13 protein-coding genes and 2 pseudogenes are annotated in these 14,883 nt (G+C 71.0%); 7 read left to right on the top strand and 8 right to left on the bottom strand.

Annotated features, from left to right (window positions below; genetic code table 11):
* The 4 genes and pseudogenes from HYE82_RS24315 to HYE82_RS24300 all read right to left on the bottom strand — a co-directional run.
* A pseudogene (locus HYE82_RS24315) lies at positions 1-500 on the bottom strand (hypothetical protein); the annotation flags it as partial.
* Positions 482-1,228, bottom strand: coding sequence for an ABC transporter ATP-binding protein (locus HYE82_RS24310; RefSeq protein WP_179176277.1), 747 nt, complete (start codon positions 1,226-1,228; stop codon positions 482-484). The pseudogene HYE82_RS24315 and the gene HYE82_RS24310, both read right to left, overlap by 19 nt.
* A gap of 218 nt (positions 1,229-1,446) precedes the next feature.
* Positions 1,447-2,826 (bottom strand): aspartate aminotransferase family protein, encoded by a 1,380-nt coding sequence (locus tag HYE82_RS24305; RefSeq protein ID WP_179176276.1) that lies wholly within the window; start codon positions 2,824-2,826, stop codon positions 1,447-1,449.
* The gene (locus tag HYE82_RS24300) at positions 2,811-3,314 is read right to left on the bottom strand and encodes an Lrp/AsnC family transcriptional regulator (RefSeq protein WP_179176275.1); all 504 of its coding nucleotides are present in this window, start codon (positions 3,312-3,314) and stop codon (positions 2,811-2,813) included. The genes HYE82_RS24305 and HYE82_RS24300 overlap by 16 nt, the downstream gene beginning before the upstream one ends.
* 170 nt (positions 3,315-3,484) lie before the next feature.
* Here HYE82_RS24300 and HYE82_RS24295 point away from each other — a divergent pair, with 170 nt between their 5' ends.
* The 3 genes from HYE82_RS24295 (at position 3,485) to HYE82_RS24285 (ending at position 6,769) form a co-directional block, all read left to right on the top strand.
* Positions 3,485-4,924, top strand: a complete 1,440-nt coding sequence (locus HYE82_RS24295; protein ID WP_179176274.1) for a gamma-aminobutyraldehyde dehydrogenase — start codon at positions 3,485-3,487, stop codon at positions 4,922-4,924.
* A 123-nt stretch (positions 4,925-5,047) separates the two neighbouring features.
* On the top strand, positions 5,048-6,226 hold the full coding sequence (locus HYE82_RS24290) for a PotD/PotF family extracellular solute-binding protein (protein ID WP_179176273.1): 1,179 nt from the start codon (positions 5,048-5,050) through the stop codon (positions 6,224-6,226).
* 72 nt (positions 6,227-6,298) lie between these two features.
* Positions 6,299-6,769 carry a hypothetical protein gene (locus HYE82_RS24285; RefSeq protein ID WP_179176272.1) on the top strand — a complete coding sequence of 157 codons (471 nt, stop codon included), beginning with the start codon at positions 6,299-6,301 and terminating at the stop codon, positions 6,767-6,769.
* A 27-nt stretch (positions 6,770-6,796) separates the two neighbouring features.
* Here the strand turns inward: HYE82_RS24285 and HYE82_RS24280 are convergent, their stop codons facing one another.
* Both HYE82_RS24280 and HYE82_RS24275 read right to left on the bottom strand, forming a co-directional pair.
* A complete protein-coding gene (locus HYE82_RS24280; protein ID WP_179176271.1) occupies positions 6,797-7,486 on the bottom strand; it encodes a glycerophosphodiester phosphodiesterase in 690 nt (229 codons plus the stop codon).
* Between the two features lie 21 nt (positions 7,487-7,507).
* On the bottom strand, positions 7,508-8,533 hold the full coding sequence (locus tag HYE82_RS24275; RefSeq protein ID WP_179176270.1) for an adenosine deaminase: 1,026 nt from the start codon (positions 8,531-8,533) through the stop codon (positions 7,508-7,510).
* Positions 8,534-8,643: 110 nt separating this feature from the next.
* Between HYE82_RS24275 and HYE82_RS24270 the strand changes: the two genes are divergently transcribed.
* A complete protein-coding gene (locus tag HYE82_RS24270) occupies positions 8,644-9,324 on the top strand; it encodes a DUF4190 domain-containing protein (protein ID WP_179176269.1) in 681 nt (226 codons plus the stop codon).
* Positions 9,325-9,373: 49 nt separating this feature from the next.
* Here HYE82_RS24270 and HYE82_RS24265 read toward each other — a convergent pair.
* Together HYE82_RS24265 and HYE82_RS24260 are read right to left on the bottom strand one after the other, a co-directional pair.
* Positions 9,374-10,042: pseudogene (locus tag HYE82_RS24265) on the bottom strand (TROVE domain-containing protein); the annotation flags it as partial.
* 43 nt (positions 10,043-10,085) lie between these two features.
* Complete coding sequence (locus HYE82_RS24260) at positions 10,086-10,646, bottom strand: NADAR family protein (protein WP_179176268.1); 561 nt, start codon at positions 10,644-10,646, stop codon at positions 10,086-10,088.
* Positions 10,647-10,827: 181 nt separating this feature from the next.
* On the opposite strand from HYE82_RS24260, the gene HYE82_RS24255 reads away from it, so the two are divergent.
* The 3 genes from HYE82_RS24255 (at position 10,828) to HYE82_RS24245 (ending at position 14,858) form a co-directional block, all read left to right on the top strand.
* Positions 10,828-12,342 carry a gamma-aminobutyraldehyde dehydrogenase gene (locus HYE82_RS24255; protein WP_179176267.1) on the top strand — a complete coding sequence of 505 codons (1,515 nt, stop codon included), beginning with the start codon at positions 10,828-10,830 and terminating at the stop codon, positions 12,340-12,342.
* Between the two features lie 49 nt (positions 12,343-12,391).
* Entirely contained in the window at positions 12,392-13,639 is a 1,248-nt protein-coding gene (locus HYE82_RS24250) for a spermidine/putrescine ABC transporter substrate-binding protein (RefSeq protein ID WP_179176266.1), read from the top strand.
* Positions 13,640-13,706: 67 nt separating this feature from the next.
* Positions 13,707-14,858, top strand: coding sequence for an ABC transporter ATP-binding protein (locus tag HYE82_RS24245; RefSeq protein ID WP_179176265.1), 1,152 nt, complete (start codon positions 13,707-13,709; stop codon positions 14,856-14,858).
* Positions 14,859-14,883: the final 25 nt, after the last annotated feature.

The following is a 14,883-nucleotide window of genomic DNA, read 5'->3' as shown; positions in this document are numbered from 1 at the left end:
GTGCGGGGGCGCAGGGCGAGGGCGGTGGCGGCCGAGGCGGTCAGCGGGACGACGGCCAGCAGGGTCAGGGCGGCGGCGCCGGGCAGCGGCCGGTCGGCGTGGAGCAGCCCGGCGCCGGCTCCGTCGAAGGGGAGGCCGCCGAGGTCGCCGCGCAGGTGGAGGAAGGCGGCCAGGGCCAGGGCGCTGCCCAGGGTGCCCGAGATCGCGGTGGAGACGGCCGCGACGAGGGCGAGGCGTACGGGGCCCAGCCCGACGGCGTCCATCCCGGCGCGGGGCCGGGTGGCGGGGTCGGTCCGGGCGACGGCGACGGCGAGGTGGACGGTGGCGGCGATCGGGACCAGCGTCCACAGCAGCCGCGGGAACGATCCGGCGGGGCGGGCGACCGCCCCGGCGAGCACGTACAGCAGCAGGAAGCCGGTGCCGGCGCAGGCGGCGGCGACCAGCAGGCGGCGCAGCTGGACGAGCGGGCGGGAGCCGCGGGCTAGGCGGAGAGCGAGCACGCGGCCTGGTCCTCCGGGGTGTCGCCGGACGGGCCGGCCAGGCCGGCGGCCGCTCCGGCGGGGCGGCCGTCGAGGAGGGCGAACCGGCGGTCGGCGGCGTCCGCGGTGTCGTCGTCGTGGGTGGCCAGCACGACGGTGATCTCGTGGGACCGGGCCGCGGTGGTCAGGGTGCGCAGGAGCAGGGCGCGTTCGGAGCGGTGCAGCGACGCGGTGGGCTCGTCGGCGAAGACCACGGCGGGCTCGCTGACCAGGGCCCGGGCCAGGGCGACGCGCTGGGACGCGGCGCGGTCCAGGGCGCGGGGGCGTTTGCGGGCGAGGCCGGCGATGTCGAGCCGGTCCAGCCATGCGCAGGCGGCACGCTTGGCGGTGCGGTGCGAGGCGCCGGAGACCAGCAGGGGGAGGGCGGCGTTCTCCCAGACGGTGAGCTCGGGCAGCAGGGCCGGCTCGGGGCCGATCCAGCCGAACCGGTCGCGGCGCAGCCGTTCGCGGGTGAGGGCGGGCATGGTGTGGACGGGCACGCTGTTGAACCAGACCTCGCCCTCGCGGGGGACGAGCCGGCCGCTGAGGCAGTGCAGCAGGGTGGTCTTCCCGCTGCCCCGCGGGCCGGTGACGGCGAGGACCTCGCCTTGGCGGACGCCGACCGAGACCCCGATGATGCCGGGTGAACCGTTGTGGGAGTAGTGAACGGACCGTGCCCAGAGCACATCGTCGTCCGGTGGAGCCACCATGGCGTACACCTCCGTCCGGGGAACGAAGCGGAGCCCCTTCGGTCACTGGCGCCGCACTGAGATGTAAAGAGAAGAACCTCGCGAATGGCGACAGCACACGGCCCGGACCCCCGCGTTCTCACTCGAACGGGGCATCCGGGCCGTGTGGTTGGGACCCTTCAGGACCTGGTCCTGCAGCTTGGTCCTGCGGTCCTGCGGCTTGGTCCTGCAGACCGGTCCTACAGCTTGGTCCACGCCTCGGTGAGCACCGAGCGCAGGATCCCCTCGATCTCGTCGAAGGTGCCCTGGTCCGCGGTCAGCGGCGGTGCCAGCTGCACGACCGGGTCGCCGCGGTCGTCGGCCCGGCAGTACAGGCCGTTCTCGAAGAGTGCCCTGGAGAGGAAGCCGTAGAGCACGCGCTCGGTCTCCTCGTCCGTGAAGGACTCCTTGGTGACCTTGTCCTTGACGAGCTCGATGCCGTAGAAGTAGCCGTTTCCGCGGACGTCGCCGACGATCGGCAGGTCGTGCAGCTTCTGCAGCGTCTTCAGGAAGGCGGACTCGTTGTCCAGCACGTGCTGGTTGAGGCCTTCCTTGTCGAAGATGTCGAGGTTGGCGAGGGCCACGGCGGAGGACACCGGGTGCCCGCCGAAGGTGTAACCGTGCAGGAAGGTGTTGTTGCCCTTGTAGAAGGGCTCGGCGATGCGGTCCGACACGATGCAGGCGCCGATCGGGGAGTAGCCCGAGGTCATGCCCTTGGCGCAGGTGATCATGTCCGGGACGTAGTCGAACTTGTCGCAGGCGAACATCGTGCCGAGGCGGCCGAAGGCGCAGATCGTCTCGTCGGAGACGAGGAGCACGTCGTACGTGTCGCAGATCTCGCGGACGCGCTGGAAGTACCCGGGCGGCGGCGGGAAGCAGCCGCCGGCGTTCTGCACCGGCTCCAGGAAGACGGCGGCGACGGTGTCGGCGCCCTCGAAGAGGATCTGCTGCTCGATCTGGTCGGCGCACCAGCGGCCGAAGGCCTCGGGGTCGTCGCCGTGGATCGGGGCCCGGTAGATGTTGGTGTTCGGCACCTTGTGCGCGCCGGGGACCAGCGGCTCGAAGGGAGCCTTGAGGGCCGGCAGGCCGGTGATGGACAGCGCGCCCTGCGGGGTGCCGTGGTAGGCGACCGCACGCGAGATGACCTTGTACTTGGTCGGCTTGCCCTTGAGCTTGTAGTACTGCTTGGCCAGCTTCCAGGCGGTCTCGACGGCCTCACCGCCGCCGGTGGTGAAGAAGACCTTGTTCAGGTCGCCCGGCGCGTAGCCGGCGAGGCGCTCCGCCAGCTCGACGGCCTTGGGGTGGGCGTAGGACCACACGGGGAAGAACGCGAGCTCCTGCGCCTGACGGTAGGCGACCTCGGCGAGCTCCTTGCGGCCGTGACCGGCGTTGACCACGAACAGTCCGGCGAGACCGTCCAGGTAGCGCTTGCCCTTGTCGTCGTAGATGTAGGTGCCCTCACCGCGGACGATGGTGGGGACGGGGGTGTTCTCGTACGAGGACATGCGGGTGAAGTGCATCCACAGGTGGTCGTACGCGGTTTTGGACAGGTCCTGGGTCACGGCTATCGGGTTCCCCACATGTAGGTCTGCTTCTTCAGCTTCAGGTAAACGAAGCTTTCGGTGGATCGCACGCCGGGGAGCGCGCGGATCTTCTTGTTGATCGTTTCCAGCAGGTGGTCGTCGTCCTCGCAGACGATCTCCACCATCAGGTCGAACGAGCCCGCGGTCATCACCACGTACTCGCACTCGGCCATCTGGGTCAGCGCATCGGCCACCGGGTCGACGTCGCCCTCGACGTTGATGCCGACCATGGCCTGGCGGCGCAGGCCCACGGTGAGCGGGTCGGTGACGGCCACGATCTGCATGACGCCCTGGTCGAGCAGCTTCTGCACGCGCTGGCGCACGGCCGCCTCGGACAGGCCCACGGCCTTCCCGATCGCCGCGTACGGACGGCGGCCGTCCTCCTGCAGTTGCTCGATGATCGCGAGCGACACAGCATCGACCGAAGGGGACGGCTGCCTGTTCCTGGAATCTGCGCTTCGACTGGCCACGACCTCACTCTGCACGAGGAGTCGTCTGTTCCGCAAGACGGATTCGATGAAATCCGTTGTCTCGGGATCGTGATCTCACTGATTTCGTAGGTGGCCGTGTCTGGCCCTGTCGAAAGCGTCCGCCCAGGGGCTAGGCTTGGGTGAGCGTCTCAATCATTGGACATGTGATCAGGAGTGTGGCTGTAGTGACCACCGAACTGCGTCGTCTGCGCAACTACATCGGCGGGGAGTTCAAGGACGCCGCCGACGGGCGGACCACCGACGTGGTCAACCCCGCCACCGGCGAGGTGTACGCGACGGCTCCGCTCTCCGGCCAGGCCGACGTGGACGCGGCCATGGCCGCCGCCGCTGCCGCCTTCCCGGGCTGGCGCGACACCACCCCCTCGGAGCGGCAGAAGGCCCTGCTCAAGATCGCCGACGCCTTCGAGGCGCGCGCGGACGAGCTCGTGGCCGCCGAGTCCGAGAACACGGGCAAGCCGCTGGGCCTCACGGCCAGCGAGGAGCTGCCCCCGATGGTGGACCAGATCCGCTTCTTCGCGGGTGCGGCCCGTCTGCTGGAGGGCCGCTCCGCCGGCGAGTACATGGACGGGATGACCTCGATCATCCGCCGTGAGCCGGTCGGCGTCTGCGCCCAGGTCGCGCCGTGGAACTACCCGATGATGATGGCCGTGTGGAAGTTCGCCCCGGCCATCGCCGCGGGCAACACCGTGGTGCTCAAGCCCTCGGACACCACCCCCGCCTCCACCGTCCTGATGGCGGAGATCATCGACTCGATCCTGCCCAAGGGCGTCTTCAATGTCGTCTGCGGCGACCGCGAGACCGGCAAGGCCATGGTCGAGCACTCCACCCCGGCGATGGCCTCCATCACCGGCTCCGTCCGCGCGGGCATGCAGGTCGCGGAGAGCGCCTCGAAGGACGTCAAGCGCGTCCACCTGGAGCTCGGCGGCAAGGCCCCGGTCGTGGTCTTCGAGGACGCCGACATCGCCAAGGCCGTCGAGGACATCGCCGTCGCCGGCTACTTCAACGCCGGCCAGGACTGCACGGCCGCGACCCGCGTCCTCGTGCACGAGTCCATCCACGACGAGTTCGTCGCCGCCCTCGCCAAGGCCGCCGCCGACACCAAGACCGGCCAGCCGGACGACGAGGACGTGCTCTACGGCCCGCTGAACAACCCCAACCAGCTGGGCCAGGTCGCGGGCTTCATCGACCGCCTCCCGGCGCACGCCAAGGTCGAGGCGGGCGGCCACCGCGTCGGCGACAAGGGCTACTTCTACGCCCCGACCGTCGTCTCGGGCCTCAAGCAGGACGACGAGATCGTCCAGAACGAGGTCTTCGGCCCCGTCATCACCGTCCAGTCCTTCACCGACGAGGCGCAGGCCGTGGAGTACGCGAACGGCGTCGAGTACGCCCTCGCCTCCTCGGTGTGGACCAAGGACCACGGCCGGGCGATGCGCATGTCCAAGAAGCTCGACTTCGGCTGCGTCTGGATCAACACCCACATCCCGCTCGTCGCCGAGATGCCCCACGGCGGCTTCAAGAAGTCCGGCTACGGCAAGGACCTCTCCGCCTACGGCTTCGAGGACTACACCCGCATCAAGCACGTGATGACCTCGCTGGACGGCTGACGGCCGGTCACGGCCGCGCGGGCCGCTGGGGACCGCGCAGGAGCCGCCGGAGTTCGATCAAGGGGCGGGCAGTGGACAATGTGTCCATTGCCCGCCCCCGTCACGTTCCCGAGGCTCTTCTCCATGCCTGAAATCGCCTTCTCCCGCCGTGCGGCGCTGCGCGGAATCGGTGCCGCCGGCCTGCTCGTCGCCCTCGCCGGCTGCGGCGTGCCGTCCGCGTACGTCCCCGAGGGCCGGCGGGGAGGCCCGGACCGCTCGGGGCGGGACCGGAGCGTCGCCTTCTCCAACTGGCCGCTCTACATCGACACCGACGAGGAGGACGAGGAGCGACGTCCCACGCTGGAGGCCTTCACGCGGAAGACCGGCATCGAGGTCTCCTACAGCGAGGAGATCAACGACAACGACGAGTTCTTCGGCAAGATCAGCCCCGCCCTGATGAACCGCCAGGACACCGGCCGCGACCTGGTGGTGATCACCGACTGGATGGCCGCCCGCTACGTCCGGCTGGGCTGGGTCCAGGAGATGGACCGTGCGGCGCAGCCCAACGTGGCCGCGCACCTGGACCCGCAGCTGCGCTCGCCCGCCTTCGACGAGGGCCGCCTGCACACCGTGCCCTGGCAGTCGGGGATCACCGGCATCGCGTACAACCGCAAGGCTCTCGGCCGGGAGGTCAAGTCCGTCAAGGACCTGTGGCACCCGGACCTGGCGGGCCGGGTCACCCTCTTCTCCGGCCTCGACGAGTCCTTCGCGCTGCTGATGCAGGGCAACGGCGTGGACGTCACCCGGTGGACCGAGGCCGACTTCCACCGGATGTGCGATCAGGTCGAGGAGCTGGTGCGCAAGAAGCACATCCGCCGCTTCACCGGCAACGACTACACCTCTGACCTCGCCAAGGGCGACGTCCTGGCCTGCCAGGCCTATTCGGGCGATGCCATCCAGCTCAAGGCCGACAACCCCGACATCGAGTTCACGGTCCCCGAGGAGGGCGGCGAGCTGTGGTCGGAGAGCATGCTCATACCCAACCTGGCCCGGCACAAGGCCAATGCCGAGGCCCTCGTCGACTACTACTACGACCCGGAGGTGGCCGCCGAGCTGGCCGCCTTCGTCAACTACGTCTGCCCCGTGCCGGCCGCCCGCGACGTGCTGGCCGCCTCGGCCGACAAGGAGACCGCGGAACTCGCCGAGAACCCGCTGCTGTTCCCGGACGGGGAGCTGCGCAAGCGGTTGGCCGTGGCCCGCGCCGTCACCTCCGAGGAGCGCCGCTCCTTCGCCCGCCGCTGGAACACCATCGCGGGCCTGTGATCATCACCACGAAACTGAACGCGTTCAGCGCACACGGCTGAACGCGTTCAATTCGAGGCGTAGGGTGCTGCCATGAGCGAGAGAAACGCCCTCCGGCGGCGGATCCGTGCCTGGCTGATCCTTTTCATCGTGTGCCTCGTCCTCAGCGGGCTCACGGCCTTCCCCCTCGTCACCGAGCTGCGCTGGGCCAACTCCCTGGTGTCCCACGCATGGTTGGCCCGGGTCGGCGAGGGCCTGGACCAGGCCGACGCGCAGTACCCGTTCCTCCTGTACGGCACCGACTGGCTCGCGTTCGCCCACCTGGTGATCGCGGTCTTCTTCTACGGCGTCCTGCGCGACCCCGTACGCAACATCTGGATCATCGAAGCAGGCATGATCGCCTGTGCCGGGGTCATCCCCCTGGCCCTGTTCTGCGGGCCCATCCGGGGCATCCCCTTCGGGTGGAGCCTCATCGACATGTCCTTCGGGGTCTTCGGGGTGATCCCGCTGGTCGCGCTCCGCCGCCTCGTCAAGCGGCTGGAGGCGCTGCCCGCCACCGCCTGACGGCGGCCGCCGCCCGCGCCCGCGGCCTCACCGGCCGAACCGGGCGCGGACGGCCGCCAGGACGCCGATCCGGTTGGTGGTGATCGCGTCCACGCCGGCCGCCAGCAGCCTGCGCATCGAGGGAGCGGTGTCGGCGGTCCACGCCGAGACCTTCAGGCCGTCCCGGTGCAGCGCGTCCACCAGCTCCCGGCCGACCAGCCCGAAACGGTAGTTGAGCCAGGCCGGCGCCACCGCGTCGATCAGCACCCGGCGCGGCGGCGACAACGTCGTCCACGTCAGCGCGATCTCCGCGTCCCGATCGGCGGCGCGCACGGCCAGCATGGTGTTCGGGCCCGCGCTGTAGTACGTACGCTCCCGGGCCCCGCACTCGCGGACCACCCCGACCACCGTCCGCACCGACTCGGCGGTCGCACCCGGCAGGTCGATCATCACCCGGCCCGAGCCCGACGCCGCCAGCGCCTCGCGCAGGGTCGGGACCCCGCCCGCCGTCATCTCCCGCAGCTGCGCGGCCGTGACGGCGTCCAGCCGCACGTCGTGCCGCCACAGCCGCCACAGCGTGTCGTCGTGCAGGAGCACCGGCTCCCCGTCGCGGGTCAGCCGCACGTCGATCTCCACCGCGTCCGCCCCGCGTGCGAGCGCCGAGCGGACGGAGGGCACGGTGTTCTCGGGGAACCGGTAGGGGTCGCCGCGGTGGGCGACCGCCGTCAGGGTGCGCATGGCTCCCATTCTCCGGTGGGGTCAGCGCACGAGCCAGGACTCGGTGTAGGTGTCGATCTCCGAGATGATCCGCTCCTTGCCGGCCCGGTCCAGGAAGGAGGCCTCCACCGCGTTCTTCGCCAGCTGCGCGACCCCGCGCTCGTCGAGGTCGAGGAGCCGGGCGGCGACCGCGTACTCGGTGTTGAGGTCCGTGCCGAACATCGGCGGGTCGTCGCTGTTGATGGTGACCAGCACGCCCGCCGCGACCATCTCCTTGACCGGGTGCCGGTCCAGGTCCGCCACGGCACGGGTGGCGATGTTCGACGTCGGGCAGACCTCCAGCGCGATGCGGTGCTCGGCGAGGTACGCCAGCAGCTCCGGGTCCTGCACGGCGCTGGTGCCGTGGCCGATGCGCTCGGCACCGAGGTCGCGGATCGCGTCCCAGACGGTCTCCGGGCCGGTGGTCTCGCCGGCATGCGGCACGCTGCGCAGGCCGACGGCCCGGGCGGCGTCGAAGTACGGCTTGAACTGCGGGCGCGGGACGCCGATCTCGGGGCCGCCGAGGCCGAAGGAGACCAGGCCCTCCGGGCGCAGGTCGACGGCGAGGCGCGCGGTCTCGGCAGCGGCCTCCAGGCCGGCCTCGCCGGGGATGTCGAAGCACCAGCGCAGGATGACGCCGAGTTCGCCCTCGGCGGCCTTGCGGGCGTCCTCGATGGCCTCCATGAACGCGTGCTCGTCGATGCCGCGGCGCGTGGAGGAGTACGGGGTGATGGTCAGCTCGGCGTAGCGGATGTTCTGCCGCGCCATGTCGCGGGCGACCTCGAAGGTGAGGGTGCGCACGTCGTCGGGGGTGCGCACCAGGTCCACGACGGACAGGTAGACCTCGATGAAGTGGGCGAAGTCGGTGAAGGTGAAGTAGTCGGCGAGCGCCTCCGGGTCGGTGGGGACCTTGGAGTCGGGGTGCCGGGCGGCGAGCTCGGCAACGATGCGCGGGGAGGCCGAGCCGACGTGGTGGACATGAAGCTCGGCCTTGGGGAGCCCTGCGATGAAGGGGGTCAGGTCGGGCACGGCAAATGCCTCCGGGGTGACACGGGTGCGGACGGATCGGGCTTCATCGTAGGCAGCCCCGGCGTGTCGGCGGCAGCACATAGCATGACCGTACGAGAGGGGGGCGACGCATGACCGACCAGAGTCCCGACCCGAGGGACCCGTGGGCGCCGCCGGCGGGGGAGCACGGCGGGCCGCAGGTACGACCGGGGGCGGTGCCGGGGCCGCCGTCCGTGCACGACCAGATCACGATCGCCGGGATGCCGGCGGCGGGGGCCGGTACTCCGCCCGCGCCGGTACCCGCCGCGTACCCGGGAGCCGTGACGGCCCCGGCGCCCGTACATCCGGTTCCGGCGGCCGTGCCCCCGGCCTATGCCCAGCCGGCCCCCGGCGGGTACGCCTACCCCGCTGCGGGCTACCCCGGACCTCCGTCCGCTCCGTCCGCTTACGGATACCCCGGCTACCCGGCCCCGGCCGCGTACGTCCCCTACGGCGGGCAGCCGCGCAACGGGTTCGGCACCACCGCGCTGGTCCTCGGCATCCTGTCGGTCGTCGGGTGCATCACCAGCTTCCTGGCGATCGCGGTCGGCATCGCGGCGGTCGTCTTCGGCGCGCTCGGCCGCGGCAAGGCCCGCCGCGGCGAGGCCACCAACGGTGGCATGGCCCTGGCCGGCATCATCCTCGGCGCGATAGGCATCCTGCTCGGCGCGGCGCTCCTCACGATCGGGATCATCGGCCTCCTCGAACGCGACGGCGGGGGCGGCGGGTCCAACAGCCCGTACTCCAACTCGCGGATGCGCGAGAAGGTCTGACGCCGCAGCACCAGGCCCGCACCCCGTCCCGGCGTCCGTGCGGCCGGCCTCAGCCGGCCCACGGCCAGTCGGCGTCCCGACCCGCCTCGATCAGCGGCACCATGCGGAAGGCCGCGTCGGTGAGCCCGCCGAAGGTGTGCCGGTTCGCCGACCCGGAGGGCGCGTGCCCCAGCCGGTACCCGGCCAGGTTCCAGGTGTAGACCGGCACCTCGTCCGGTACCTCGGCCGTCGGGTCGCCGCCGTAGGTGTGGGCAGCCTGCTCGTCGGTGACGATCAGGACCCGGTCGTGGCCCCGGTAGTGCCGACGGACGGCCTCCGCGGTATGGGTGCCGCCGAGGTTCTCGAACCGCTGCAGTACCTTCAGCACGCTCTCGCCCCGGCGGTACGGGACCGGCTTGCTGGACGTGCCGAACTGCACCAGGTCCGCGTGCTCGGCCCGCAGTGCCAGCGCCGTGCCGAAGACGGCCGCGGCGTCGGCCCGGTTGAGCTGCGAGCGGTCCGACAGCGGCGACCACATCGACCCGGACCGGTCGACGAGGACGAGGGTGCGCCCCGGCAGTGCCGGCACGGACGCCAGCGAGTGCCCGAGGGCCTGTTCCAGCGGGTACGCCCAGCGCAGCGACGGCGCGTGCTGGTGGGCGGCCAGATAGCGGAACGGGAACTGCCGGGCCCGGGCGACCGCCTCCGGGTCGGAGATCCGGGCCGCGACCTGCGCCGCAGCCGCGGCCCATGGCGCGCGCCATGCAATTTCCTTCGGGCGGCTACGCCTCCCGCGCCTCGGCGCGCAGCCGCTCCCGGGCCTCCATCAGGGCGAAGCCCAGCAGGTTCAGCCCGCGCCAGCGCGCCGGGTCCAGGGCCCGGGCGTCGTCGGCCGCCAGGCCGATGCCCCAGACGCGGTCCATCGGGCTCGCCTCCACCAGGACCCGGTCCCCGGTCGCCAGCAGGTACGAGCGCAGCTGCGGCGTGGAGCGGAACTTGTGCACGCTGCCCTCGACCACCAGGGCGAACCGCTCCCGCTCCCACATCTCGTCGTCGAAGCCGCGCACCAGCCGCCCGGCCTTCTTGGCCTCGGCCGGGGTCCCGGCCGCCAGCGCGGCGCGCTCCCCCTCGGCGTCCCCGAACAACCGCGCCTTCCCGGCCATCATCCAGTGCTCGGCGGTCTCGTAGCGGACGCCGTCCACGGTGAACGGAGAGGGCCACCACTGGCTCAGGCAGCTCGGGCCCAGCGTCCCGTCCGGCCGCGGCCGGTGTCCCCAGAACGGCAGGAACTTCACCCGGTCACCTCGGCTGACCTGCTCGATCAACGTGTCGATCATCTCCATGCACGGGAGTCTGGCAGTCGCCACGGACAGTTCGTACGGGATTTGACGTGTCCCTCGACACATGGTCGACCGAATCCGTCGCGTAACCAAAAGGCAACAACGGAATCCCTTGGCTGCAGGTGACACCTCTGCCAGGATCGGCACTCAATTCGAGCTGAAGCCACGAGGGCGTGAGAGCGTGATGGGTAGTCGCTTCCAGGTCGGGGACCGCTTCGCGGACGGCGCGCAGTACATCGACGGCCGCCTGCGGACCGGTACCTCCGGACGGTCGCACACCGTGGTCGATCCCGCCACCGGTGAGGACGTGCTCACCTACGCGCTGGCCTCCACCGCCGACGTGGACGAGGCCGTGGCCGCCGCCCGGCGCGCCTTCCCCGCCTGGTCGTCGGCCACCCCGGGCGAGCGCTCGGACGCCCTGCACCGGCTGGCGTCCGTCCTGGCCGCGCAGGCGGACGACCTCGCGTACGCCGAGTCGCTGCAGTGCGGCAAGCCGATCAAGCTGACCACCGGGTTCGACGTACCGGGGACGATCGACAACACCGCCTTCTTCGCGGGCGCCGCCCGCCACCTCCAGGGGCAGGCGGCCGCCGAGTACTCCGGGGACCACACCTCGTACGTACGCCGCGAGGCGATCGGGGTCGTCGGCTCCATCGCCCCCTGGAACTACCCCCTCCAGATGGCCGCCTGGAAGATCCTTCCGGCCGTCGCCGCGGGCAACACCATCGTCCTGAAGCCCGCCGAGCTGACCCCGCTGACCTCCCTGATGTTCGCGCAGGCCGCCACGGAGGCGGGCATCCCCGACGGCGTGATCAACATCGTCACCGGCGCCGGCCGGGACGCCGGCGAGCACCTGGTCGGCCACCCGGACGTCGCCATGACCTCCTTCACCGGCTCCACCGCCGTCGGCAAGCGCGTCGCCGAGATCGCCACCGCCACCGTCAAACGGCTCCACCTGGAGCTCGGCGGCAAGGCCCCCTTCATCGTCTTCGACGACGCCGACCCGGAGGCCGCCGCCCACGGCGCCGTCGCCGCCTCCCTGATCAACACCGGTCAGGACTGCACGGCCGCCACCCGCGCGTACGTCCAGCGCCCCCTGTACGAGGCCTTCACCGCCCGCGTCGCCGAGCTGATGGAGGGCGTCCGCCTGGGCGACCCCTTCGATCCGGCGACCGACCTCGGGCCGCTCGTCTCCCACGCCCAGCGCGACCGCGTCGCCGGCTTCGTCGAGCGCGCCCGCGGCTACGCCACCGTCGTCACCGGCGGCGGCGTCCCCGGAGGCGCCCTCGCCGACGGCGCCTACTACCGGCCCACTCTGATCACCGGCGCCCCGCAGGACAGCGAGATCGTCCAGTCGGAGGTCTTCGGGCCGGTCCTCGTCGTGCTGCCCTTCGACACCGACGACGAGGGCATCGCGCTGGCCAACGACACTCCGTACGGACTCGCCGCATCCGCCTGGAGCCGCGACGTCTACCGGGCGAACCGCGCCACCCGCGAGCTGCGGGCCGGGTGCGTCTGGGTCAACGACCACATTCCGATCATCAGTGAGATGCCCCATGGGGGATACGGGGCGAGCGGCTTCGGAAAGGACATGAGCTCGTACTCCTTCGAGGAGTACACGCAGGTCAAGCACGTGATGTACGACAACACGGCGGTTGCCGCGAAGGACTGGCACCGCACGATCTTCGGGGACCGATAGCAGCCGGCCGTCCGACCAGCGGCCCACCCATCCCGAAAGGGCACAGCCCATGGAGCAGTTCGAGCCCGAGCGCCTCTCCGCGGCACAGGTCGCCGCGATGCGGCGCAGTCTCACCGGCGGGCGCGGCGCCCTCACCCGCCGCTCCCTGCTGCGCGCCTCCGGCGCCGGCGCGCTCGCCCTCGGTGGCCTGGCCTCGCTGAGCGCCTGCGGCATCCCGCCGGCCCGACGCGACGGCGCGACCGCGGCCTCCGACGACCACTCGGACACGGAGAAGGTGATCAACTTCTCCAACTGGACCGAGTACATGGACATCAGCGAGGACGAGAAGTCCCACCCGACGCTGGAGGAGTTCACCAAGCGGACCGGCATCGAGGTCAACTACACCGAGGACATCAACGACAACGTCGAGTTCTTCGGCAAGATCCGCCCCCAGCTGGCGGCCGGCCAGGATACCGGCCGCGACCTGATCGTCGTCACCGACTGGCTCGCCGCCCGCATCATCCGCCTGGGCTGGGCGCAGAAGCTGGACCCCTCCCACCTGCCGCACGCCTTCGCCAACCTGATCCCGCAGTACCGCAGCCCCGACTGGGACCCGGGCCGCGCCCACAGCTACCCGTGGACCGGCATCAACACCGTCATCGCCTACAACACCAAGGCGACCGGCGGGAAGAAGGTCGACTCCGTCACCCAGATGCTCGACGACCCCACCCTCAAAGGGCGGGTCGGCTTCCTCACCGAGATGCGCGACACCGTCGGCATGACCCTCCTCGACCAGGGCAAGGACCCGGCGACCTTCACCACCCCGGACTACGACGCCGCCATCGCCCGCCTCCAGAAGGGCGTCGACAGCAAGCAGATCCGCCGCTTCACCGGCAACGACTACACCTCCGACCTGGACAAGGGGGACCTCGCGGCCTGCCTCGCCTGGGCCGGCGACGTCATCCAGCTGCAGGCCGGCAACCCGGACATCCAGTACGCCATCCCGACCGTCGGCTACATCACCTCCAGCGACAACCTCCTCGTACCGGCCCGCGCCCGGCACAAGGCCAACGCGGAGAAGCTCATCGACTTCTACTACGAGCCCCCGATCGCCGCCCGGCTCGCGGCCTTCATCAGCTACGTGTGCCCGGTCGCAGGCGTCAAGGACGACCTTGCGAAAATCGATCCTGCGCTCGCGGACAACCCCTTGATCATTCCGGACGAGGAGATGACCGCCAGGGCCCATGCCTTCCGCATGCTCACCAGCGAGGAAGAGACCGAGTACGAGGAAAAGTTCGCCAAGCTCATCGGAGCCTGACGACCGCCCGTACCGGCACCGCCCCCCGCACTCTTCCGAAGAACACCACCACTGAAGGCCGCGACCCATGACTGACAAGACCGCGGGCGGCGACGTCCGCCTCGCCGGGATCAGCAAGCACTACGGCACGTTCACCGCCGTGCACCCGCTGGACCTCACCATCCCCCAGGGCTCCTTCTTCGCCCTGCTCGGCGCCTCCGGCTGCGGAAAGACCACGACCCTGCGCATGATCGCCGGCCTGGAGGAGCCCTCCACCGGCACGGTCCACCTGGGCGAGCGCGACGTCACCCAGCTGCCCCCGTACAAGCGCCCCGTGAACACGGTCTTCCAGAGCTACGCGCTCTTCCCGCACCTGAGCATCTACGAGAACGTGGCCTTCGGCCTGCGCCGCCGCGGCATCAAGTCCGTCAAGAAGCAGGTCGAGGAGATGCTGGAGCTGGTCGAACTCGGCCAGTTCGCCCAGCGCAAGCCGCACCAGCTGTCCGGCGGCCAGCAGCAGCGCGTGGCCGTCGCCCGCGCCCTGATCAACCACCCCCAGGTGCTCCTCCTCGACGAGCCCCTCGGCGCCCTCGACCTCAAGCTGCGCCGCCAGATGCAGCTGGAGCTCAAGCGGATCCAGACCGAGGTCGGCATCACCTTCGTGCACGTCACGCACGACCAGGAGGAGGCCATGACCATGGCCGACACGGTCGCCGTGATGAACGGCGGCCGGGTGGAGCAGCTCGGCGCCCCCGCCGAGCTCTACGAGAACCCGCGCACCACCTTCGTCGCGAACTTCCTCGGCACGTCCAACCTCATCGAGGCCCAGGTCGTGGAGGCCGGCGGCTCCGACGTCGTCGTCAGCTCCGCCGGGACGCAGCTCAAGCTCCCCGCGGCCCGCTGCTCGACCACCCCCAGGGCGGGCGGAAAGCTGCTGGTCGGCGTGCGCCCCGAGAAGATCTCCCTGGTACCCGCGGACGAGGAGCACACCGTCGCCGCCGGCCGGAACAAGGTCGCCGGCCGGATCGCCGACTCCTCCTTCATCGGCGTCTCCACCCAGTTCGTGATCGACAGCCCGGTCTGCCCCGAGCTGGAGGTGTACGTGCAGAACATCGAGCGCGACGCCCGCCTGGTCCCGGGCACCGAGGTGGTCCTGCACTGGAACCCGGAGCACACCTTCGGCCTGGACGCCGCCCAGGACATCGAGGCGGGCGTCGAGACGGTCGAGGAGGGCGCATGACCGCCACCACGGCCCCGCCCGAGGC

The organism is Streptomyces sp. BR123, from assembly GCF_013401435.1.
In the GTDB taxonomy this organism is placed as follows: domain Bacteria; phylum Actinomycetota; class Actinomycetes; order Streptomycetales; family Streptomycetaceae; genus Streptomyces.
The sequence above is the reverse complement of the archived record's forward strand: the minus strand, read 5'-3'. Positions and strand labels throughout refer to the sequence as shown.

Coding starts and splice junctions, on each gene's coding strand:
- HYE82_RS24255 (WP_179176267.1), top strand. CDS start 10,828: ATGGGTAGTCGCTTCCAGGTCGGGGACCGCTTCGCGGACGGCGCGCAG.
- HYE82_RS24270 (WP_179176269.1), top strand. CDS start 8,644: ATGACCGACCAGAGTCCCGACCCGAGGGACCCGTGGGCGCCGCCGGCG.
- HYE82_RS24290 (WP_179176273.1), top strand. CDS start 5,048: ATGCCTGAAATCGCCTTCTCCCGCCGTGCGGCGCTGCGCGGAATCGGT.
- HYE82_RS24310 (WP_179176277.1), bottom strand. CDS start 1,228: ATGGTGGCTCCACCGGACGACGATGTGCTCTGGGCACGGTCCGTTCAC.
- HYE82_RS24245 (WP_179176265.1), top strand. CDS start 13,707: ATGACTGACAAGACCGCGGGCGGCGACGTCCGCCTCGCCGGGATCAGC.
- HYE82_RS24285 (WP_179176272.1), top strand. CDS start 6,299: ATGAGCGAGAGAAACGCCCTCCGGCGGCGGATCCGTGCCTGGCTGATC.
- HYE82_RS24250 (WP_179176266.1), top strand. CDS start 12,392: ATGGAGCAGTTCGAGCCCGAGCGCCTCTCCGCGGCACAGGTCGCCGCG.
- HYE82_RS24260 (WP_179176268.1), bottom strand. CDS start 10,646: ATGGAGATGATCGACACGTTGATCGAGCAGGTCAGCCGAGGTGACCGG.
- HYE82_RS24280 (WP_179176271.1), bottom strand. CDS start 7,486: ATGCGCACCCTGACGGCGGTCGCCCACCGCGGCGACCCCTACCGGTTC.